Source organism: Bradyrhizobium cosmicum (assembly GCF_007290395.2).
Classification (GTDB): Bacteria; Pseudomonadota; Alphaproteobacteria; order Rhizobiales; family Xanthobacteraceae; genus Bradyrhizobium; species Bradyrhizobium cosmicum.
Window position 1 is genome coordinate 7,058,137 of record NZ_CP041656.2, and the last position, 21,258, is coordinate 7,079,394.

Below are 21,258 nucleotides of genomic sequence, written 5' to 3' on the forward strand. Positions count from 1 at the left end.
CGGGGCGTTGCCAGCCATCACGTCCTCCGCTGGGGGTCGACGATGTCGCGCAGGCCGTCACCGAGGAGGTTGAAGCAGAACACGGCGATCATCAGCGCGAGGCCGGGGAATAGCGCGATCCACCATTCGCCGGAGACCATGAAGCCCGCGCCCTCGGCGACCATGATGCCCCACTCCGCCGTCGGCGGACGGACGCCGAGGCCGATGAAGGACAGGCCGGCGGCATTGAGGATGGCGTAGCCCATGGTCAGCGACATCTGCACGATCATGATCGGCATGATGTTCGGGAGAATATGCACCAGCAGGATGCGGAATTCGCCGTTGCCCGACAGCCGCGCGGCCTGCACGAAGCCGGCATTGCGGCGGACATTGGCCTCGGCGCGCGCGACGCGGGCGTAGAGCGGGAAGTTCACTATGGCGGTGGCCAGGATGATGTTCTGCACGGTGTTGCCGAGCGCGGCGACGATGCCCATCGCCAGCACGAACAGCGGGAAGGCCATGATGGTGTCGGCGATGCGGCCGACGATGCGATCGGTCCAGCCGCCGAAATAGCCGGCCGCGATGCCGGCGAGGCCGCCCATCAGGAACACCAGCACGACGGAGGCGACCGCGATGAACGTATCGAGCCGGGTCGCGACGACAACGCGGCTGAAGATGTCGCGCCCCAATTGATCGGTGCCGAACCAGTGTGCCATCGACGGCGGCTTCAGCGCGGCGGCGGTGTCGGATGCCAGCGGATCATAGGGCACCACATAGGGGCCAAAGATCGCGGCAATGAGGATCAAGACCAGGAGGGCAAAGGCGAAGCCCGTGACCTTGTTCTCGCCGAGAACGTAGCGGGTCTGTTCGAGGATCGCGACCAGTCCCGAGGTGCGTGCGGGACCGACGGGTTCAACAGCAGGCGCAACGGAGCTCATGACTAACCCCTACCCTTCCAGCCGCACGCGTGGATCGATCACGCCATAGAGAATGTCGATCACGAGATTGAGCAGCACGTACATGACCGCCATGGTCAGCACGAAGCCTTGCACCGGTGCGAAGTCCGACGAGATCAGCGCTTCCACAGCGTAGGACCCGATGCCGGGCCAGGCGAACACTTTCTCGACCAGCACGTTCGCGCCGAGCAGGAACGAGAACACCATGCTGAGCGTGGTGATGACGGGCAGCATGGCGTTGCGGAACGCGTAAGTGACGATGACGGTCGCCGGCGACAGGCCGCTGGCGCGCGCGGTTCGGACGAACTCCGACGACAGCACCGCCAGCATCGAGGCGCGCGTCATGCGCGCGATCGGCGCCAGCGAGAAGATCGCGAGCGTGGTCGCGGGCAGGATGAGCTGGCTCAACGCCGAGCGGAATGCCTCGAAATCGCGCGCGATCAGCGTATCGATCAGATAGAAGCCGGTGATTGTCGGCGGCGCGCTGTAGAACACATCGAGACGGCCGAGCGGCGCGGGCGACCAGCCGAGCCGGAAGTAGAAGACGTAAACCAGAACGAGGCCGGTGAAGAACACCGGCAACGAGACGCCGGCCGTCGTCGTTATTCGACAGAGATGGTCGACCCATGATCCCGGCCGCGTCGCCGCCAGCACGCCGAGCGGAATCGCGATCACGATCGAGACGATGAGGCCGAGCAGCGTCAGTTCGGCGGAAGCCGGCAGGCGATTGCGGATCTCGGCCGCGACCGGCTGTCCCGTGGTGAGCGAGTTGCCGAAATCGCCGTGCGCGAGATCGTTGGTGTAGCGGAAGAACTGCTCGATCAGCGGCCTGTCGAGGCCGAGTTTTTTCCGGATCTGCTCGACGGCTTCCTTGGTCGCGGCGGGACCTGCGAAGTACGCGGCGGGATCACCGGGCAATGCGCGCGTCAGCAGGAAGGTGACGATGACGACGCCGATCAGCGACGGGATCGCGAACATCAGGCGCTTGCCGATCATGGTCAGCATGGGGCGGCACTCCTTCTGCTTGGCAATTGAGGGCTGACTCGCGCCACGCGCGCTGCTGCGTTCCCTCCCCCCTTGTGGGGGAGGGCTAGGGAGGGGGGTGGCCCCGGGAGAGGTCGGAGTTCGTGGCTACCCCCCTCCCTGCCCCTCCCCCACAAGGGGGGAGGGAATGAGAGAGTGGTGCTCACCTCACTCGACCAGGAGGTACAGAGAGACGCGGACATAGCGCTCGCGCCGACCATCACGCCTCACCCCTTCGCCAGCGCGCGGTAATCCAGGCGGCGGTGGAACCAGTATTGGTAACCGCTGATGTTCTTCTGCATCGCGACGTTGACGAAGGGCTGGTACAGCGGGATGCGCGGGATGTCGGTGAAGGCGAGATCGACGAAGCCTTTCACATCCTTTTCGTAGGTCGCGGTGTCGCCGGTCGCAGCCGCATTGCGCGCGCCGTCGATCAGCTTGTCCATCTCCGCCGACTTGTAGCTCATGGTGTTGAAGACGGAATTGTTGCCGTGATAGCACCAGTAGAAGAAGTATTCGGGGTAATCGAGCCAGCCGGAGAACACGTTGGTGAAGAGCGGCATCTCCTTCTTGTTCAACTCGGTGCGCCAGTTGGCGCCGGGCACCTTGTTGATGGTGGTCTTGATGCCGATCTGCGCAAGACTCTCCTGCACCAGCACGCAGAGCGGCTCGTTGACGCCGGCGAAATTCAGGTCGAACGAGATCGTGGTCTCGAAGCCGTTGGCGAGACCTGCTTCCGCCATCAGCGCCTTCGCCTTCTCGATGTCGGTGTTGTATTTGTGCGGCTGCGGCCAGGCGACTTCGGTCGGCTTGTCCTTCGCGGCACCGAACATCGGGTTCGCCAGCCCGAACATCACGGCGTCCATGATCTTCTGATAGGGCAGTGCGTAGGCGACGGCCTGACGGACCTTGGGATTGTCGAACGGCGGCTTGGTGACGTTCATGCCGATATACTGGATGCCGTTGGAGAACGGCAGCGACACGACGTTAAGCTTGCCGTTCGCCTTCATCTCCTGGAAGTCCTTGTTCGGCAGCTCGTAGGAGATGTCGGCGTCGCCGCGCTCCAGCAGCGCGCGGCGGTTGCCGGCCTGCGGCACCATGCGCCAGATCACGCGCTTGATCTTCGGCAGCGGACCGCAGACCCAGTCGTCGTTGCGCTCCATGATCACTTCGGTGCCGGCGGTCCACTTCGTCACCTTGTAGGCGCCGGAGCCCGCGGTCTGCTGCTTGGTGAATTCGAGACCCCAGGGATCCTTCTCGCTGGCGTTCTTCTTCACCAGCTCAGAGTTGACGATGCAGGGCACGATCACCGCGAGATCGGGGATCGTCAGCCTGTCCTTCTTCAGGAAATCGACGCGCACCGTGAGGTCGTCGATCACGACGAACTGCTCCGGCTTGGTCAGCGAGCCCGCGCTCATCTGGAAGGTCGGGAAGCCGCCGACGCTGACGGCGCGGTCCAGCGACCATTTCACGTCCTTAGCGGTAACAGGCGTACCGTCGTGGAATTTGGCGTTCTTGCGCAGCTTGAAGGTGACCGACATGTCGTCGATCTTGAACTCTTCGGCGAGCTCGGGCTTGAACTTGTCGCGGTCGTAATAGGGCACGCCGCCCGGGCCGGCCTTCATCTCGTGGCTGATCAGGCGGTCGTAGCAATTCCACGACACCTCATAGCCGGGCACGTTGGTGCCGACGCCGTGGATGTCGAGATTGTTGGGGCCGCCCTCCGAGACGATCAGCAGCGTCTCCGACCGCGCATCGGCGTAGGCGGACGAGATCACGGTCGGGACGGCCGGAAGCGCCGCGCCAGCGGCCAATCCGGAAACGGACTTGAGGAAATCGCGGCGCTTCATGGCAATTGCTCCAACTCAGAAGTTTCTGGTTGGAACTGGATTCGCAAGGTTCGTGCCAGAGCTTAACGAGACATTAATCTCTATCCAACCTACTGATTTAACGAGTAAATAGCGGATTGCACGATATTGGTTATTCTCTGGGCAACTCGCTTAATTGCATACAAAGGTGCAATTTTGCTGCAAAGTTAGGCTGAATTTGTCGGCGCCGCCGAATTGAGCAAGCCGGTCCTCAAACCGCCCATATCAGCTCCTGGAGCTCGACGAGGTCACCCGCCTTATCCTGCCAGCCCTCAATGCAGATGTGGCTGTTGAGGTCGCTGGCGCGGTGCAACAGCATCAGCGCCATCAGCCGGCGCTTGAGCGCGAAGTCCGGCCTGGCATAGCCAAAACCTTCGAGCAGGCTGCGCACCCTCCCCGGCCGGCCCGCCGCCATGAAGGCGCTGGGGCCGAGCAGGTCGTAGTCGCGCCATCCGGCCAGGACATCGCCGAAGTCGAACAGGCCGGCGAGCGACCATTGATCGTCATCGCAGGCGAGCAGGAAATTCTCAGGGATGTATTCGCCGATCAAGATCACCGGCGGTGCGTCCATCGGAATCAGCTCGGCTGCGTCGCGCAGGAGATCGTCGAGACCGACGAGGAATTTCGGCGCAAGGCCGAGACGCGTATGCCTGTTACGGCAGCCCTGCATCTGCCCGCGCATGAAGTCGCCCCAGCGCGGCTCGATTTGCGCGAGCGGGCCGAGCGGCGCGCGCTGCACGGCGGCGATGGTCTCGCCGATCTGGCGCAGCAGGCGCTCCTTCTGGTCTTCGGGCAATCGCGGCCAGGCCTCGGAGCCGAGCGTGCCGGCAAGGCGGGTGATGACGAGGTAAGGCCAGCCGTCACGCATCCCTTCCGCGACGATCTCCGGGATCGGCAGATGGAGGCGACCGGCAAGCTGCGTCAGCGAACCGCGCTCGGAGACGAATTGCGCGCGCAAATGCGGCGGGAAGATTTTCAGGATCAGCCTGTCACTGAGCCCGACGACGAGATTGGTGCCTGTCGCGAACACATGCGGCGCGCTGATATCGAGACCGTGACTGCGCGCGATGTCGGTGGCGATGGGCAGCCATTGCGGCGGAGCGGAGCGGAAAGCGCGAAAGCTTTCGGCGTCGGTGAATTGAGGTAGTGCCATAGACATCGCAACCTAGTTGCATTGGAGTTCGTCATGCCCGGGCTTGTCCCGGGCATCCACGTTCTTTGTGCGGCGGCCAAGGCGCGGATGGCCGGGACAAGCCCGGCCATGACGTTGTGGAAAGGGCTTGCGCCCTCATGCCGAGCTTCCATCCCGTCACTACCGGTCCGGACTGGCGCGCTCGAACTGGCGCAGGATCTTGTTGCCGCGCTCGACCGCGGCGTCGAGCGCGCCTTGCGCGCTCTTCTGGCCGGCAAAGGCCAGCTCCAGCTCGTCCTCGATCGCGCCGCGGATTAGCACGAAGGAGCCGAGCCGGATGCCCTTCGAGTTCTCCGTCGGCGGATGCAGCGTGATCTCCTCGAACGAGATCGCCGTGCCCGGATTGCGCCCGTAGAAGCCCTGCGCGCGCGTCAGCTCGAAGGCGGCGCGGGTGACAGGCAGATAGCCAGTGTTCTGGTGCCAGGCGGCCTGCACGCCGGGCTGCGACAGATAGGCGAAGAACCGCGCCACGCCCTTGTACTCCTCGCGCGGCCGGTCGCGCAGCACCCAGAGCGTGGCGCCGCCGATGATCGAGTTCTGCGGCGCGTCCTTCACGTCCGGCCAATACGGCATCATGCCGTAGCCGGCCTCGAACTTCGAGTTCGCCTTGATGTCGGCGCGCGTCGCCGAGGAGCCGATGAAGATGCCGCATTCGCCCTTCTGGAAACGCGGCTCGGCCGACTGCCCGCGGCCGCTGTAGTCGAACAATTTCGTCTTCTGCCATTCGGCGAGCTGGGCGACATGCTTGACGACAACAGGATTGTTGATGGTCAGCTCCGCGTCGAGCCCGGCAAAACCATTGGCGCGGGTCGCCAGCGGCAAATTGTGGAAGGCGGAGAAATTCTCGATGTGGATCCAGGACGGCCAGGACGTGGTGAAGCCGCACACAGCGCCGCGATCGCGCAGGCGTTTTGCGGCAAGCCCGAGTTCCGGCCAGGTCTTCGGCGGCGTCTCCGGATCGAGGCCCGCGTCACGGAACATGGCCTTGTTGTAGTACAGGATCGGCGTCGACGAATTGAACGGGAACGACAGGAGATTGCCGGCCGCGTCGGTGTAATAGCCGGAGACCGCGGGGAGATAATCGGCCAGCGAGAACGGCTCGTTCATGTCGCGCATCAACGTGAACACCGGATAGATCGCGCCCTTGGCCGCGGTCATGGTGGCGGTGGCGACCTCGTTGACCTGGACGATCGCCGGCTGGCTGCGCGAGCGGAAGGCGAAGATCGCGGCCGTCACGGTCTCGGTGTAATTGCCCTTGTAGGTGGGCACGATGCGGTAATCGGATTGCGAGGCGTTGAAGTCGGAGGCGAGCTTTTCCAGTTGCCGGCCGAGCTCGCCGGACATGGCATGCCACCACGCGATGTCGGTCGCGGCATGAACCTGAGAGGTGAGCGCGAGGGCCGTGGAGACTGCAACGATCTGCAAGAGGCGCCATGCTGACATCACGACCGATGATCCTGTCTCGCGAACAAAAGGCGACCTTTGCCCGGCACCTGCATAGAGCGCCGCCTCGGCGGATTCAATCAGGAATGAACCCGGTCGCGTCGCACGATCAGACGACGCCTCGCGGGGCCGCGGCAGGATAGCCTTCCCTTAACCTTCTGCTAGATTGGGTTGAACCTTTTGGTCCTGCCATGGACTCCACCACTGAGGGGTTGAGTGTGCCAGTGTTGAACCGTGCCGAACTCTCGCGGAGCGGGGTGGTTTTCGTCGCGCTGCTGATCGCCATATTCCCGATGGGTATGGGCGAGACGGGTGCCGTCGCGGGTGACCTCCGCTCTGCCGGCAGCAAGGTGGAGTGAGGCCGCTTGGCAGCACCCGGACACAGCGAGCACACAGACCGGCCGCCCGGCCCGATCGGCCGGCTGCGCGCGCGTCTGGTCGGCGTGCTGCGCGCGGTGCCGATCCGCTGGCGCATCCTGTCGATCGCGGCGCTAAACTCCGCCGTTGTCGTGGTGCTGGTGGCGCTGATCTGGAATGGCTCGCAGGTGCTGGGCTCGGCCTGGGACGACGTGCGCCAGGTGCGCGAATCAGACCGGATCCTGGCGCTGCTCGAAAGCGAGACCGGGCGGCTGCAGAACCTGATCCACCGCTACATCAACCAGCCGAGCCCGGACCTGTTCGCCGAAATCCTGCTGCTGCGCGAGGCCGTGCTGGGCACGCTGACCAACCGCGCCGCCAAGGACCCCATGCTGGCAGGCTCGGTGGAGGAGCTGGAGCGCACCACCGACCGCTTCCTCAACGGCTTCGGCGAGCTGCGCGCCGTGCAGGCCACCATCGCCAGGACCTATGAGGAGCAGGTGCAGGGCCCGGCCCGGGACATGGCCGGCCTCTATTCCATCATCGAGGGCGCCACCGGCCATCGCGACGCGCTGATCTGGCCGTCGCTCGGCAAGTCGCGCGAGGCCTTCACCGCGATGCTGGTCGCGGCCAATTCCTATTATCTGTCGCTGTCGCCGGGCGCCGCCGACGACGCCCGCCGCAGCACCGAGACGATCGAGAAGACGATCCCGGTCATGATCGACCTCGCCGACAACGATCTGCAGCGCATGGCGCTGCAAAAGCTCGGGGCCCGCACCATGGCTTTGCGTGAGGGCTTTGCCAAACTCTCCGAGCAACTGACGAACCGCACCGAGCTCTTGCGCAACACCATCGATGCCAGCCAGGCCGAGGCGATCGGCGCCATCGACGATCTCTCCACCAAGATGCGCCGGCGCGAGCAGAAGGCGCAGGAGACCTTCGACCGCACGCTGGCGGATATCTCGCGGCGGGTGCTGTCGATCGCGGTGATCTTCCTCGGCATCATCCTCACCGCCGGCGTGCTGATCGCGCTGTCGATCCGGCTGCCGCTGCAGCAGATCATGACCGCGATGCGCGCGATCGCGCTGGGCGACCTCGACCGCGAGGTGCAGGGCACCAAGGCCCGCGACGAGGTCGGCGCCATGGCGCGCGCGGTGGAGGTGTTCCGCGAGAACGCGATCGCCAAGCGCCAGACCGAGGACGAGCTGCGCGCGTCCAAAGAGAAGGCCGAGAGCGCGCTGCTCGAGCTCAATGCCGCGCAGCAGAATTTGATCGACGCCGAACGGCTCGCAGCGCTCGGCGGACTCGTCGCCGGCGTCGCCCACGAGGTCAACAACCCGATCGGCATCAGCCTGACCGTGGCCTCCAGCCTTGCCCGGCGCAGCGAGATCTTCGAGGCCCAGCTCAAGGGCGACGGGGCCTTGCGCCGCTCGCAGCTGGAAGAATTCGTGCAGTCCTCGCGCGATGCCTCGCAGCAGCTGGTCGCCAACCTCACCCGCGCCGGCGAGCTGATCCAGTCGTTCAAGCAGGTTGCGGTCGACCGCTCGCACGCCGAGCGGCGCCAGTTCTCACTCAGCGAAGCCACCGACCAGATCATCGCCAGCCTGAAGCCGGTGCTGAAGCGCTCGCCGATCACGCTCCAGGTCGACGTGCCCGAGGGACTGCTGCTCGACGGCTATCCCGGCTCCTACGGCCAGATCCTGACCAATCTGTTCCTCAACGCCGCCAACCACGCCTTCGCCGACGGGCGCGCCGGCACCATCACGATCTCGGCGCGGCCGCGCGGCAGCGACGACATCGAGATCATCTTCACCGACGACGGGGCCGGCATGACCCCCGACGTGCAGCGCCAGGCCTTTGACCCGTTCTTTACCACGCGGCGCAACGAAGGTGGCACGGGACTCGGGCTCCATATCGTCTATAACCTCGTCACCCAGCAGCTCGGCGGGCGCATGATGCTGGAATCCAAGCTGGGACAAGGTACTACTTTTCGCATTATCATGCCCCGGGTCGCCAAGGGCGGCGCGCAAAGCACAGAGACTGACGGGACTGCTCAATGGCCGAACAGGACGATGTCCTCCACCTGATCGACGACACCGGTACCGCGCCGGAGGACCAGAACGTCCGGAAATGGAAGATCGCCGTCATCGACGACGATCCGGCCGTGCATGACGGCACGCGTTTTGCGCTCTCGGACTATTCCCTCAACGGCCAGGGCCTGGAGATCCTCTCGGCGCATTCCGCGGCCGATGGTCGCAAGCTGATGGCCGCGCATCCCGATATTGCCGCCGTGCTGCTCGACGTCATCATGGAGACCGACGTCGCCGGGCTGGAGCTGGTCGAATTCATCCGCAACGAGCTTCAGAACGAGACCGTGCGCATCATCCTGCGCACCGGACAGCCGGGCCAGGCGCCCGAGCGGCGCGTGATCGTGCAGTACGACATCAACGACTACAAGGCCAAGACCGAGCTCACCGCCGACAAGCTGTTCACCTCGCTGACCGCGGCGCTGCGCTCCTATCAGCAGCTCGAGCGCATGGTGCAGACACGGCGCGGGCTCGAGATCATCATCGACGCCGCCTCGACTCTGTACGACTTCAAGTCGATGCAGCGGCTCGCCGAGGGCGTGCTGACCCAGCTCGCCTCGCTGCTCAACGTCGATTGCGCCGGCATACTGGTTTTGCGCGACAATGGCGGTATCGATCCCGAGCTCTCGGTGCTCGCCGGCAGCGGCTGCTACAGCCGCTTCATCGGCACGACGTCCTCGCGCGCGCTTGATCCCGATCTGCGCGACATGGTCGAGGCCGCGTTCTCGCGCCGCAAGAACGAATTCGCGGACCATCGCAGCGTGATCTATCTGCGCACCGGAAGCGGCCGCGAGGTGGTGGTGCTACTGCAGGCCGAGCGCGAGCTGTCGGAGACCGACCGCTCGCTGGTCGAGATCTTCTCCAGCCGGCTCTCGATCGCGTTCGACAACGTCATCCTCTACCAGCAGCTCCAGGACGCCAACACCCAGCTGGAAGACCGCGTCGCCCAGCGCACCCGCGCCCTGATGCAGGCCAACCGCCGGCTCTCGGCGCAATGGCTGCGGCTGCAGCGCGCCAACGGCTTCAAGAACGAGATCCTCGGCACCGTCGCGCATGACCTGAAGAATCCGCTGGGCGTCATTCTCGGCCGCACCGAAATGCTGAAGGAGCTGATCTCGACCGGCGCCTCGGCGAGCGGCGTGGTCGCCCAGGTCGACCACATCCGGGACGCCACCAAGCGCCTGACCACGATGGTCGACCATTTGATCTCGGACGCGATGGCCGACGCCTTCGACATCACGATCCGCCGCGAGCCGGTCGATGTCGCGGCCCTGGTCAAGGAGGTCGCGGAGGCCAACCAGCCGCTGGCGGTCAACAAGCAGCAGGCGATCAACGTCACCGCGCCGCCGAACATCGTCACCATGTGCGACACCGACCGCATCCGCGAGGCGATCGACAACCTCATCAGCAACGCCATCAAATACTCGCCGATCGGCGGCAAGATCACCGTCGCGGTCACCCATGAGGGCAGCGAGACCATCGTCCGCGTCACCGACGAGGGCGCCGGCCTGTCGCCGGAGGATCTCGGCCGCCTGTTCGGCCGGTTCCAGCGGCTGTCGGCCAAGCCGACCGCCGGCGAGAGCTCGACGGGACTTGGGCTTTCCATCGTCAAGCGTATTATCGACATGCATGGCGGCGAGGTGACGGCCGAGAGCGAGGGCCCCGGCAAGGGCGCGACCTTCACCATCACCCTGCCCGCGACCGAAATGCCGTGATCCAGAGACCATGACCCAAAGCCAGCACATCATGATCGTCGACGACGAGGCCCCGGCCCGGGAGATGGTCGGCGATTACCTCAAGATGCACGGCTTCACCGTGACGCTGTGCGACGGCGGCAAGTCGCTGCGCGCCGCGATCGACGGCGGCATGCCCGATCTCGTCGTGCTCGATCTCAACATGCCCGAGGAAGACGGCCTTTCGATCATCCGCGACCTCAAGAGCCGCATCAACGTGCCTGTCATCATGCTCACGGCAACGGCGAGCCCGATCGACCGCGTGGTCGGCCTCGAGCTTGGCGCCGACGACTACGTCGCCAAGCCCTGCGAGCTGCGCGAGCTGATGGCGCGGATCCGCTCGGTGCTGCGGCGGAGCACGCCGGCAAAGGCCGCCGCGGCCGAGGCCGCACCCGCCAAATCGGACAAGGATCAGCTGGTGCGCTTCGGCACCAAATGGCTCGATCTCGAAGCCCAGGCCTTGCGCGACGACGAGGGCAACGAGCATCCGCTGACCGCATCCGAGTTCGGGCTCCTGAAAGTGTTCGCGGCCAATCCGAAGCGCGTGCTGTCGCGCGAACGGCTGCTGGAGCTGGCCAATGCGCGCGATGCCGAAGCTTTCGACCGCGCCGTGGACCTGCGCATCATGCGCATCCGCCGCAAGATCGAGCCCGATCCGACCAAGCCTGCCGTGATCCGCACCATCCGCGGCGGCGGCTATCTGTTCTCGCCGGCGGGCGAGAAGGCGTAGGCGGGCGGGCGAGCGGCAAATACAGCTGTCATCCCGGGGCGCGCACAGCGCGAGCCCAGGATCCATAACCACAGAGTGTGGTGACGACGCCGAGCTGGTAACTCCAAGTCTTCGTCAAACTGCTCCCTGGGATTATGGGTCCCGGGTTCGCTTTGCGCCCCGGGACGCCAGGACAGTGCCTGGTGCGACCGAACGCAAAAGCCGGAAATACGTTCCCGGCGGCTCAGAGCGACGCCAAACGCTCTTCCCCGTATTTACCGTACATTGAAATTACACGCTTTTTTGCCCCGAATGTTTCGTCGCTCCCTCTCCGACGAAACAATTTTGCGGCGCATGAAACCATTTTCCCCTTTTCGTGCAGACGTCCCGAAACGTTGGCTCATTAACACTTTGGCTCAAGGAAACGCCGCTCGGTTGCGGCGCTACGGGGAGCCAGATCTATGCCGAACGTCATCGCCATCAACGCCCAGGCCAGTCAGAGCATCATTGCCGCTCAGGCGACTTCGGACGATATGCTTCTCGAGAGCATTGCCGACGGCAATCGGACGTCGATGCACATCCTTTATTGCCGTCACAACGTGCGCGTTTATCGCTTCATCCTGCGCATCGTGCGTGATGCCACCACCGCCGAAGACCTCGTGAGCCAGGTGTTTCTCGACGTCTGGCGCACCGCCGGCCAGTTCCAGGGCCGCTCGCAGGTTTCGACGTGGCTGCTGTCGATCGCCCGTTTCAAGGCGCTGACCGCGATGCGCCAGCGCCGCTTCGAGGACATCGACCAGGAAGACGTGCGCGAGATTCCGGACGGAGCCGATACGCCGGAGACTTCACTCGACCGCAGCGACACCAGCGCCATCCTGCGCGCCTGTGTTCAGAAGCTGTCGCCCGCGCATCGCGAGATCATCACGCTGGTCTACTACCATGAGAAGTCGGTGGAGGAGGTCGGGCAGATCATCGGCATCCCCCAGAGCACGGTGAAGACCCGGATGTTCTATGCGCGCAAGCAACTGGCCGATTTGCTTAAGGGCGCCGGCGTCGATCGCTTCGCCGCCTAAGCTTAATGATTTCAACGGGATATGACCGCTTATGCGGCCCTGTCCCGAGACACGGAAGTGTTACCGCCGACGAAACAATTGAAACAAAGCACAACATCAGGCGGAAAAACTTCCCTCCTATAAAGCTCACATACGGTTTCGTTAAACCTCCCAAGACCTCCAGCGACCCGGACGATGCCCCCGTCCGGGTCGTTTTGTATTTGGGTTTGCGATGGCTACCGCGGGCTCCCGTCACGAAGGCGTGACGCCGCGTAACGACGGGCCCTCCCATCGCGAACTGCCCTCGTGACCCCCATCACGAGGGCCCCATGCTCGAACTTCTCTTCGCTCTCCTCGCCGGCATCCTCACCATCGCCGCGCCCTGCACGCTGCCGATGCTACCGATCCTGCTCGGCGCTTCGATCGGGCGCGCGGGACATTTGCGGCCGGCGATGATCGCGCTCGGCTTCGTCGTCTCGTTCTCCGCGACCGCGCTGCTGCTCGGTGCCATCACGCAGGCATTCGATTTCGATCCGAACGTGCTGCGCGAGGCGGCGTCGATCCTGCTGCTCGGCTTCGGGCTGCTGATGCTGTGGCCGGCGCCGTTCGAGTGGCTGTCGATCCGGCTCAATGGCTGGCTCGATCTCGGCAATTCCAGCGCCACGCAGCGCGAGGGCGCACTCGGCGGGCTGGTGCTCGGCACCACGCTCGGCCTGGTCTGGACGCCCTGCGCCGGCCCCGTGCTCGGCTCGATCCTGACGCTGGTCGCAACGACGAAGAACGCGCGCTGGGCCGGCACGCTGCTGGTCGCCTACGCCATCGGCGCCGCCATCCCGATGCTGGCGATCGCCTATGGCGGACAGGCCGCGACCACGCGCGTGCGCAGCCTCGCGCGGATCTCGCCGCGGCTGCAGCAGGGGTTTGGCGTCGTCGTGATCGGCTTCGCGGTCGCCGCCTATTTCCAGTACGACACGCTGATCGTGGCGTGGCTCACCGGATTCTATCCCACCGGCCAGATCGGCCTGTGATCGCTTCCCATCACAACGGAGAACGCTGCCATGACCCTGAAACTGCTCACCGTGTCTGCCTCGCTGATCGGCTTCGCCCTGACCGGCGCCGCCATCCCCGGCATCTGTGACGAGGCGGCGCCCGCAAAGCCGGTCACCGTCGCGGCCGCCAGCCAGGGGAGCGCGCCCGACTTCACCGGCATCACCAACTGGTTCAACTCGAAGCCGCTTGGCATCGCCGACCTGCGCGGCAAGGTCGTGCTGGTCGACTTCTGGACCTATGGCTGCGTCAACTGCGTCAACACGCTGCCGCACGTCACCGACCTCTATGCCAAATACAAGGACAAAGGCCTCGTCGTGATCGGCGTGCACACGCCGGAATTTCCCTTCGAGCGCTCGGCCTCCAACGTGCAGGCGGCGCTCAAGCGCCACGGCATCACCTATCCCGTCGCGCAGGACAATGAGTCCAAAACCTGGAACGCCTACAGCAACCAGTATTGGCCGGCGCAATACATCATCGACCAGAACGGCAAGATCGTATTCCAGCACGCGGGCGAAGGCCGCTACGACGAGATCGACCGCACAGTGGCAAAGCTGCTGAATGCAAACAGCTGACGTCGTGCGGTTAGACAAAGAGTCCTATAGGATAAGAGCCCGGCATCGGTCATCATGCGCAGGCCGGGCGCGATGACATAGCCAAGCAGCCAGATCGGCGCCCCCGCAGCCCACAACGTCTCGCGTTGTGACGGGAGCGCCGATGCTGTCGAACCTTGATCCGATCGTGCTCGCACGCGCGCAATTTGCCTTCACGATGTCGTTCCACATCGTGTTTCCGGCGTTCTCGATCGGGCTTGCAAGTTATCTTGCGGTGCTGGAAGCGCTCTGGCTGTGGACGGGCCGCGAGGTCTTCATCAACCTGTTCCACTATTGGCTGAAGATCTTCGCGATCGCATTCGGCATGGGCGTGGTGTCGGGCATCGTGATGTCCTACCAGTTCGGAACCAACTGGTCGGCATTTGCCGACAAGACCGGGCCGGTCATCGGCCCCCTGATGGCCTACGAAGTGCTGACCGCATTCTTCCTCGAGGCCGGCTTTCTCGGCGTCATGCTGTTCGGTCTCGAACGCGTCGGCCCGCGGCTGCACTTTTTCGCGACGTTGATGGTCGCGATCGGCACGCTGATTTCGGCGTTCTGGATTCTCTCCGCCAATTCGTGGATGCAGACCCCGACGGGCTACGCCGTCAATGCCGATGGCCAGTTCGTGGTCGCCGACTGGTTCAAGGTGATCTTCAATCCATCCTTCCCCTACCGGCTCGTGCATATGGTGCTCGCCGCCTACCTGACGACGTCGCTCGTGGTCGGCGCAGTGGGCGCCTATCACCTGCTGCGCGACCCGCATCTGCCCGGTCCCCGGGTCATGTTCTCGATGGCGATGTGGATGGCGGCGCTGGTCGCGCCGATCCAGATCCTGGCCGGCGACCAGCACGGGCTCAACACGCTGGAGCATCAACCGGCCAAGGTCATGGCGATGGAAGGGCACTACCAGAGCCACAAGGATGGTGCGCCGCTGATTCTGTTCGGCCTGCCGGATCAGGCCACCGGCCGGGTCGACTACGCGATCCAGATTCCGAAACTGTCCTCTCTGATCCTGAAACATTCGCTCGATGCGCCGCTCGCGGGCCTCGACACCGTGCCGCGCGAAAACTGGCCGCCGGTCCCGATCACCTTCTGGTCGTTCCGCATCATGATCGCGCTGGGCTTCCTGATCTTCGGGCTCGGGCTGTTCAGCCTGTGGACGCGCTGGCGCGGCACCCTGTTCGATTCCCGGCCGCTGCACATCTTCGCGCTGACGATGGGGCCGGCGGGTTTCATCGCCGTGCTCGCGGGCTGGATCACGACAGAGACCGGCCGGCAGCCTTTCACGGTCTACGGCCTGTTGCGGACCGCGGACGCCGCCTCCCCGCTGGCCGCGCCCGCGGTGGGTTCGTCACTGCTGGCCTTCGTCATCGTCTATTTCATCGTGTTCGCGGCGGGGGCCATCTACATTCTGCGCCTGATGGCGGCTTCGCCCCATCACGGCGAGCAGGGGCCGAGCGGCGACATGCCGTCGCGCGCCGCCGGCATCACACCGGCCTCGGGCGCGGCGGGACAGGGGGCGCTGTCATGATCGCCGCAATCGACCTTGCCACCGTCTGGGCCTTCATCATCGCCTTCGCGGTGTTCGTCTATGTCGTGATGGACGGCTTCGATCTCGGCCTCGGCATGCTGTTTCCCTTGTTTCCCGCCAAGGCCGACCGGGACGTCATGATGAACAGCGTGGCGCCGGTCTGGGATGGCAACGAGACCTGGCTGGTGCTGGGCGGCGGCGGCCTGATGGCGGCCTTTCCGCTCGCCTATGCGGTGCTGATGCCGGCGCTCTATACACCTGTCATCGCGATGCTGATCGGGCTGGTCTTCCGCGGTGTCGCCTTCGAATTCCGCTGGCGCACCACTGCGGCACGAAACCGCTGGGACATTGCCTTTGCCTTGGGTTCGTTGCTGGCCACGCTGGCGCAAGGCGTCGCCCTCGGCGCCATCCTGCAGGGCGTTCAGGTCGAGGGGCGGCATTATGCCGGCGGCTGGTGGGACTGGCTGACGCCGTTCAGCCTGCTGACGGGAGTTGCCCTGGTGGTCGGCTATTCCTTGCTGGGCGCCACCTGGCTCATCCTGAAGACCGAGGGCGCGCTGCGCGACAAGGCCTACCGGCTGAGCTGGGGTCTGCTGTTCGCGATGCTTGCGGCGATCGCACTGGTCAGCATCGCCACGCCGTTTCTCAGCATTCAATACGCGCAGCGTTGGTTCGCCTGGCCGAACGTCGCCCTGGCCGCGCCTGTGCCGATCGCGGTCGCCGCCGTCACCGCACTCCTGATGCGCAGCCTCGGGCAAAAGCAGGACTCCCGGCCGTTCTTTCTCGTGCTGGCGTTGTTCGCGCTGTCCTATGCCGGGCTGGGCATCAGCATGTATCCATTCATCGTGCCGCAGAGCATCACGATCTGGCAGGCGGCCGCGCCGCAGAACAGCCAGATCTTTATGCTGGTCGGCGTGGCCGGACTGGTGCCGCTGATTCTCGGCTACACCGGCTGGGCCTATTGGGTGTTCCGCGGCAAGGTCCGGGCCGGGAGCGGTTATCACTGATGCCGCGCAAGGCAGAGGCGAGGCCGCTGGGGCGACGGCTGATATGGTTCGCCGTGCTCTGGCTCGGGGGCGTGGGCGCCGTCACCGTGATTTCATTCGCTCTCAGACTGTGGCTTGCGCCGAAATGATCGGCCCTGTCGCCAGCCGGATCGTTTCCGGCGCGACGACGAGGGCGCAACGACGAGAGCGACCAGGTCGTGATGCCGCCGTTGTTGCTTGACTCCGCGGACCCGTCCGTGGAGTTTCGCGGCCTCGAAATCAGCCGCCCGCAATGGACGACACGACCACCAGCACCGACATTCGCCTTCGTGAAGGCGCCTCGATCGCGCAGCGGCTGGTGATGTCCGGCTTTGCGGCCGCCGTCGCGCTGTGCTTCACGCCGGGCCTGTTCACGCACGACACCCTGGAAATCGTCGTCTCCGTGGTCGCGCTGATGGTGGGAGCGGGGTTCGTCGTCGGCATCATGCTGGCGCCGGCGGTGGTGTGGATCATCACACCAGACGAAATCCTGATCGGGCAACAAAGTCCGTTCGGGAAGCTCCGCACGCGGATCGTCACGAAGGACGACATCAGCGGATTGCAGGTTCCCGGCAGCAGGCGGGTGAAGGCCCGCTTTCATCTCGTCTTCACGCTTGTCTCGGGGGAGCGCCTGACGTCGCCGCCGATCTCCGACGTCACCCATGTTCGTGACACCGTAGCCCGGATCGCCGCGCAGTTCGACGTCCCCAATGTCGAGGAGCCGGTCAATCCGCTCGATGCCAGCAATGCCGAGATGCATCTCGGCGAGCCGCTCGAGGCATTTTCCGCGCGGGACATCAGGATCGTCGCGCTGATCGCAGTCGCGCTGTGCGCCGTGCCCTACGCCTACAAGCTCTGGCGCGGATGGCCGCCCAGCCATGTCGATCTCCTGCTGCTGCCGCTCGGCGCCCTCGCCGCGTTCGCTGTGCATCGATACGCCAACCTCGTCACCGGCGCGTTCTGGATCATCCGCGAGAGCGATATCCGCGTCGAACGCCTGTGGGGCGATGGCGCGCCGCGCGCAGACCATATCGAGGGGAACCAGGTGAAGACGATCTCGGTCGACCGCCGCGGCCGGTCCGAGGACGAGCACTGCATCGTCACGATCCGATTGCGCTCGGGGCGACGTTTTCGCAGCCCCCGGATCGGGTCGAGGATCGAGGCTCGTGCCGTCGGGACGGAGATCGTGCGGCGGCTGGGGATCGCCCGCGAGAGCAACAAGATTTAGCCCCGACTGCCTCCCGGCCCGTCATGGCCGGGCTCGTCCCGGCCATCCACGTCTCAACCACGACGCGCGAAGAACGTGGATGCCCGGGACAAGCCCGGGCATGACGGATGCAGATTCGACAGGCCCCCCCCCCCGGAGGAATGTCACCGACACTGCTTTTCGCGCCATCCCCTGTTTGTGGCATTGCGAAGGGCCGGTCAAAAAACCAAAGCATTCTCGTGACATATCGTCTAAGGGTGCCTTGAACTTGCCATGAAGATGGCCCTGAGATTTGATGGTTCCAGATGATTTTGGCCTTGGCCGCGGGGAGAGCTTGAAATGACGGATTTTCGTCGCCTGACCGGGATGTTTGTGGCTGCGATCGGCCTGATCCTGGCCGCACCCCATGCTTACGCCCAGCAGCCCGACCGCGGCGACGAGCCCGGCCTGGTCGCCGACGACGCCTATGAGCTCGATCCGGAATGGCAGAAGCAGGTCGTCTACTTCCGCACCACCGAAGCGCCCGGCACGATCATCGTCTCGACCGCCGAGCGGCATCTCTATCTGGTCCAGCCCGGCGGACGCGCGATCCGTTACGGCATCGGTGTCGGCCGCGATGGTTTCCAGTGGCAGGGCCTGGTGAACATCACCAACAAGAAGGAATGGCCGGACTGGACGCCGCCGGCGGAGATGATCCAGCGCCAGCCCTATCTGCCGCGCTTCATGGCCGGCGGCCCCGGCAATCCGCTCGGCGCCCGCGCCATGTATCTGGGCACCACGGTCTACCGCATCCACGGCACCAATCGGCCCGACACGATCGGCACCAAGGTGTCCTCGGGCTGCTTCCGACTGGTCAACCGCGACGTCGCCGATCTCTACGATCGCGTCCCTGTCGGCACCAAGGTGGTCATCCGGCAGAAGCCCGAACTCTGATCTCCTCGCTTTAGCGAATATTCCTTTTCCTGATTTTTCGAGAGAGCAAAATGATGCGCACTTTTCGAGGCGGCCTGCTGATCGGGCTCGCGGTCGCCGTGCTGGTCGCCGTTCTGGCGATCATCTATGAATTCTACGATACCCGCACCCTGAAGCGCACCGTTCGCCGCGGCGAAGTGCTGTGCGGCGTCAACAAGGGCTTGCCGGGCTTCTCGATTCCCGACGACAAGGGCAACTGGACCGGCTTCGACGTCGATTTCTGCCGCGCGGTGGCCTCCGCGATCTTCAACGATCCGGGCAAGGCGAAGTTCGTTCCGCTCGACGCCGGCGAACGCTTCAAGGAACTGCAGAGCCGGAAGGTGGACATCCTCTCGCGCAACTCGACCTGGAGCATGGCGCGTGAGCTCGACTACGACCTCTATTTCCCTGCCGTCGCCTATTACGACGGCGCAGGCTTCATGCTGCCGCGCGCGCGCAACAAGGAAACCTCGCTGGACCTGACCGACAGCAAGGTCTGCGTCCAGGCCGGGACCACGACGGCGCTCAACGTCGCCGACTACTTCCGTGCCAACAACATGAAGTACGAAGAGGTGAAGTTCGACAAGCTGGACGACGTGGTCAAGGCCTACGACACCGGCAAATGCGACACGCTCTCCGCCGACGTCTCCCAGCTCTACGCGCTGCGGCTGAACCTGTCGAAGCCCGGCGACCACATGATCCTGCCGGACATGATCTCCAAGGAGCCGCTGGCTCCGGTCGTGCGCCAGCGCGACGACGACTGGATGATGATCGTGAAGTGGACGCTTTACGCGATGATCAACGCCGAGGAGCTCGGCGTCACCTCGGAGAACATCGACGAGGCCCTGAAGTCGAAGAAGCCGGACGTGATGCGGCTGGTCGGCACCGAGGGCAATTACGGCGAGCAGCTCGGCCTCACCAAGGACTGGGTCGTCCGCATCATCCGCCATGTCGGAAACTACGGCGAGATGTACGAGCGCAACATCGGCGAGAAGTCCAAGCTGAAGATCCCGCGCGGGATGAACCAGCTGTGGAACGCGGGCGGCGTGCAGTACGCGCCGCCGATGCGGTAACCGCTTCATCCTCCGTCATTGCGAGGAGCGCAGCGACGAAGCAATCCAAAATCCCTCCGCGGTGACAGTCTGGATTGCTTCGCTGCGCTCGCAATGACGATGTTGATGCAGGCTCGCGCCACACTCTCAATCGTCATGCCCGGGCTTGTCCCGGGCATCCACGTTTTGAGGCGCTAAAGGACGTGGATGGCCGGGACAAGCCCGGCCATGACGGCTTGCGTTACTGCCTCAGCTCAATACCCCCGCGCCCGCGCCAGCTGCTCGGTGTGGTAGTTCGCGTCCCCAAACAATTCCTCGCACACCCGCGCGCGCTTCATGAAGAAGCCGATATCGAACTGATCGGTCATGCCCATGCCGCCATGCATCTGCACGCCTTCCTGCACCGCGCGGGTGGCGGTGGTGCCGGCGCGGGCCTTGGCGACCGCGACGGCTGAGGCGGCCTTGGCGACGTCGGCATCCAGCGCCTGCAGCGCCTTCATGGTGGCGGCGCGGGTGATCTCGATGTCGACATAGAGCTCGGCGGCGCGATGCTGCAGCGCCTGGAATTCGCCGATCAGCTTGCCGAACTGCTTTCTGTTCTTGAGGTACTCGACGGTACGGTTGAATACCTCCTCGCTGAGGCCGACCATTTCGGCGGCGACCGCGCCGCGGCCGATGTCGAGCACGCCGTCGAGCAGTGCGGCGCCCTGGTCGACCTCGCCGAGCACGCTGTCGGCGGTCACCTCGACATTGGCAAGCTCGATCCGCGCCGCATTGTGCGCGTCGACCATGATGGTGCGCTCGATCGTAACACCCTTGGCCCTGGGATCGACCAGGAACAGCGTCAGGCCGTCGCGCTCGCCGACGGAGCCCGCGGTGCGTGCGGCGACGATGACGAGATCGGCGACGTGGCCGTCAACGACCAGCGCCTTGGCGCCCGAGAGCTTGAAGCCGTTGCCGGCGCGCACGGCCTGGAGGCTGGTCTGGAGCGGCCGATGCTTTGCGCCCTCGTCGATCGCAAGCGTCGCGAGCAATGAGCCGCTGGAAACCTTCGGCAAGTACTCCGACTTCTGCCCGGCGTTGCCGCCGCGGTTCAGCGCCGATGCCGCGACCACGCTGGTGGCGAGGAAGGGCGACGGCATCAAGGTGCGCCCGATTTCCTCCATGACGATTCCGGCTTCCATGAAACCGAGACCGCTGCCGCCGAACTCCTCCGGCACGAGCAGTCCGGCAAAGCCCATCTCGGCGAAGGCGTGCCACAGCTCCTTGGAAAATCCGGTGGGATCCTTGGAGTCGCGCAAGTGTCGCAGATGCGACACCGGCGCCTTGTCGCTGATCAGCCCGCGCGCTGAGTCGCGGAGCATCGATTGTTCTTCGGTGAGGACGAGGGCCATGTGCGTGTTTCCGATTCGAAGTCTATTTGTCGTCGTCATTCCGGGATGGCCCGAAG

The 21,258-nt window shown here is 64.7% G+C and carries 18 protein-coding genes; 12 read left to right on the plus strand and 6 right to left on the minus strand.

What is annotated here, in order from left to right; all coding sequences use genetic code 11:
• Positions 1-17: 17 nt before the first annotated feature.
• The 5 genes from FNV92_RS33660 to ugpB form a co-directional block, all read right to left on the minus strand.
• Positions 18-917, minus strand: a complete 900-nt coding sequence (locus FNV92_RS33660) for an ABC transporter permease (protein WP_143842851.1) — start codon at positions 915-917, stop codon at positions 18-20.
• 9 nt (positions 918-926) lie between these two features.
• On the minus strand, positions 927-1,940 hold the full coding sequence (locus tag FNV92_RS33665; protein ID WP_143842850.1) for an ABC transporter permease: 1,014 nt from the start codon (positions 1,938-1,940) through the stop codon (positions 927-929).
• A 245-nt stretch (positions 1,941-2,185) separates the two neighbouring features.
• Complete coding sequence (locus FNV92_RS33670; protein WP_143842849.1) at positions 2,186-3,808, minus strand: ABC transporter substrate-binding protein; 1,623 nt, start codon at positions 3,806-3,808, stop codon at positions 2,186-2,188.
• 229 nt (positions 3,809-4,037) lie between these two features.
• On the minus strand, positions 4,038-4,985 hold the full coding sequence (locus FNV92_RS33675) for an aminoglycoside phosphotransferase family protein (RefSeq protein WP_143842848.1): 948 nt from the start codon (positions 4,983-4,985) through the stop codon (positions 4,038-4,040).
• A gap of 153 nt (positions 4,986-5,138) precedes the next feature.
• Positions 5,139-6,461 carry a sn-glycerol-3-phosphate ABC transporter substrate-binding protein UgpB gene (gene ugpB / locus FNV92_RS33680; protein WP_143846136.1) on the minus strand — a complete coding sequence of 441 codons (1,323 nt, stop codon included), beginning with the start codon at positions 6,459-6,461 and terminating at the stop codon, positions 5,139-5,141.
• A 218-nt stretch (positions 6,462-6,679) separates the two neighbouring features.
• Here ugpB and FNV92_RS33685 point away from each other — a divergent pair, with 218 nt between their 5' ends.
• The 12 genes from FNV92_RS33685 (at position 6,680) to FNV92_RS33745 (ending at position 19,829) form a co-directional block, all read left to right on the plus strand.
• Positions 6,680-6,820, plus strand: a complete 141-nt coding sequence (locus FNV92_RS33685) for a hypothetical protein (protein ID WP_168213428.1) — start codon at positions 6,680-6,682, stop codon at positions 6,818-6,820.
• Between the two features lie 54 nt (positions 6,821-6,874).
• Complete coding sequence (locus FNV92_RS33690) at positions 6,875-8,905, plus strand: sensor histidine kinase (protein ID WP_041749119.1); 2,031 nt, start codon at positions 6,875-6,877, stop codon at positions 8,903-8,905.
• Positions 8,875-10,620: an ATP-binding response regulator gene (locus FNV92_RS33695; protein ID WP_015689207.1), complete on the plus strand. Its 1,746-nt coding sequence runs from the start codon at positions 8,875-8,877 to the stop codon at positions 10,618-10,620. The genes FNV92_RS33690 and FNV92_RS33695 overlap by 31 nt, the downstream gene beginning before the upstream one ends.
• A 10-nt stretch (positions 10,621-10,630) precedes the next feature.
• The gene (locus FNV92_RS33700; RefSeq protein ID WP_143842847.1) at positions 10,631-11,368 is read left to right on the plus strand and encodes a response regulator; all 738 of its coding nucleotides are present in this window, start codon (positions 10,631-10,633) and stop codon (positions 11,366-11,368) included.
• 440 nt (positions 11,369-11,808) lie between these two features.
• On the plus strand, positions 11,809-12,420 hold the full coding sequence (locus FNV92_RS33705) for a sigma-70 family RNA polymerase sigma factor (RefSeq protein WP_015689209.1): 612 nt from the start codon (positions 11,809-11,811) through the stop codon (positions 12,418-12,420).
• A 308-nt stretch (positions 12,421-12,728) separates the two neighbouring features.
• Positions 12,729-13,427 carry a cytochrome c biogenesis CcdA family protein gene (locus FNV92_RS33710; protein WP_143842846.1) on the plus strand — a complete coding sequence of 233 codons (699 nt, stop codon included), beginning with the start codon at positions 12,729-12,731 and terminating at the stop codon, positions 13,425-13,427.
• A 30-nt stretch (positions 13,428-13,457) separates the two neighbouring features.
• Entirely contained in the window at positions 13,458-14,021 is a 564-nt protein-coding gene (locus FNV92_RS33715; protein ID WP_143842845.1) for a thioredoxin family protein, read from the plus strand.
• Positions 14,022-14,163: 142 nt separating this feature from the next.
• Complete coding sequence (locus FNV92_RS33720) at positions 14,164-15,573, plus strand: cytochrome ubiquinol oxidase subunit I (protein ID WP_143842844.1); 1,410 nt, start codon at positions 14,164-14,166, stop codon at positions 15,571-15,573.
• Positions 15,570-16,580: a cytochrome d ubiquinol oxidase subunit II gene (gene cydB, locus FNV92_RS33725; protein WP_143842843.1), complete on the plus strand. Its 1,011-nt coding sequence runs from the start codon at positions 15,570-15,572 to the stop codon at positions 16,578-16,580. Before FNV92_RS33720 ends, cydB begins: the two co-directional genes overlap by 4 nt.
• Before the next feature lie 271 nt (positions 16,581-16,851).
• On the plus strand, positions 16,852-17,826 hold the full coding sequence (locus FNV92_RS33735) for a hypothetical protein (protein ID WP_143842841.1): 975 nt from the start codon (positions 16,852-16,854) through the stop codon (positions 17,824-17,826).
• Between the two features lie 318 nt (positions 17,827-18,144).
• On the plus strand, positions 18,145-18,738 hold the full coding sequence (locus FNV92_RS33740) for a L,D-transpeptidase (protein ID WP_015689215.1): 594 nt from the start codon (positions 18,145-18,147) through the stop codon (positions 18,736-18,738).
• Positions 18,739-18,791: 53 nt separating this feature from the next.
• Positions 18,792-19,829 (plus strand): amino acid ABC transporter substrate-binding protein, encoded by a 1,038-nt coding sequence (locus FNV92_RS33745; RefSeq protein ID WP_041749120.1) that lies wholly within the window; start codon positions 18,792-18,794, stop codon positions 19,827-19,829.
• A gap of 233 nt (positions 19,830-20,062) precedes the next feature.
• On the opposite strand, the gene FNV92_RS33750 is transcribed toward FNV92_RS33745, so the two are convergent.
• Complete coding sequence (locus FNV92_RS33750) at positions 20,063-21,202, minus strand: acyl-CoA dehydrogenase family protein (protein WP_143842840.1); 1,140 nt, start codon at positions 21,200-21,202, stop codon at positions 20,063-20,065.
• Positions 21,203-21,258: the final 56 nt, after the last annotated feature.

Excerpts from the sequence above, each read along its gene's own strand:
- FNV92_RS33660 (WP_143842851.1), bottom strand. The coding sequence starts at position 917 with ATGAGCTCCGTTGCGCCTGCTGTTGAACCCGTCGGTCCCGCACGCACC.
- ugpB (WP_143846136.1), bottom strand. The coding sequence starts at position 6,461 with ATGTCAGCATGGCGCCTCTTGCAGATCGTTGCAGTCTCCACGGCCCTC.
- FNV92_RS33665 (WP_143842850.1), bottom strand. The coding sequence starts at position 1,940 with ATGCTGACCATGATCGGCAAGCGCCTGATGTTCGCGATCCCGTCGCTG.
- FNV92_RS33705 (WP_015689209.1), top strand. The coding sequence starts at position 11,809 with ATGCCGAACGTCATCGCCATCAACGCCCAGGCCAGTCAGAGCATCATT.
- FNV92_RS33750 (WP_143842840.1), bottom strand. The coding sequence starts at position 21,202 with ATGGCCCTCGTCCTCACCGAAGAACAATCGATGCTCCGCGACTCAGCG.
- FNV92_RS33710 (WP_143842846.1), top strand. The coding sequence starts at position 12,729 with ATGCTCGAACTTCTCTTCGCTCTCCTCGCCGGCATCCTCACCATCGCC.
- FNV92_RS33720 (WP_143842844.1), top strand. The coding sequence starts at position 14,164 with ATGCTGTCGAACCTTGATCCGATCGTGCTCGCACGCGCGCAATTTGCC.
- FNV92_RS33715 (WP_143842845.1), top strand. The coding sequence starts at position 13,458 with ATGACCCTGAAACTGCTCACCGTGTCTGCCTCGCTGATCGGCTTCGCC.
- FNV92_RS33695 (WP_015689207.1), top strand. The coding sequence starts at position 8,875 with ATGGCCGAACAGGACGATGTCCTCCACCTGATCGACGACACCGGTACC.
- FNV92_RS33700 (WP_143842847.1), top strand. The coding sequence starts at position 10,631 with ATGACCCAAAGCCAGCACATCATGATCGTCGACGACGAGGCCCCGGCC.
- FNV92_RS33745 (WP_041749120.1), top strand. The coding sequence starts at position 18,792 with ATGCGCACTTTTCGAGGCGGCCTGCTGATCGGGCTCGCGGTCGCCGTG.
- FNV92_RS33740 (WP_015689215.1), top strand. The coding sequence starts at position 18,145 with ATGACGGATTTTCGTCGCCTGACCGGGATGTTTGTGGCTGCGATCGGC.
- FNV92_RS33735 (WP_143842841.1), top strand. The coding sequence starts at position 16,852 with ATGGACGACACGACCACCAGCACCGACATTCGCCTTCGTGAAGGCGCC.
- FNV92_RS33675 (WP_143842848.1), bottom strand. The coding sequence starts at position 4,985 with ATGTCTATGGCACTACCTCAATTCACCGACGCCGAAAGCTTTCGCGCT.
- FNV92_RS33670 (WP_143842849.1), bottom strand. The coding sequence starts at position 3,808 with ATGAAGCGCCGCGATTTCCTCAAGTCCGTTTCCGGATTGGCCGCTGGC.
- cydB (WP_143842843.1), top strand. The coding sequence starts at position 15,570 with ATGATCGCCGCAATCGACCTTGCCACCGTCTGGGCCTTCATCATCGCC.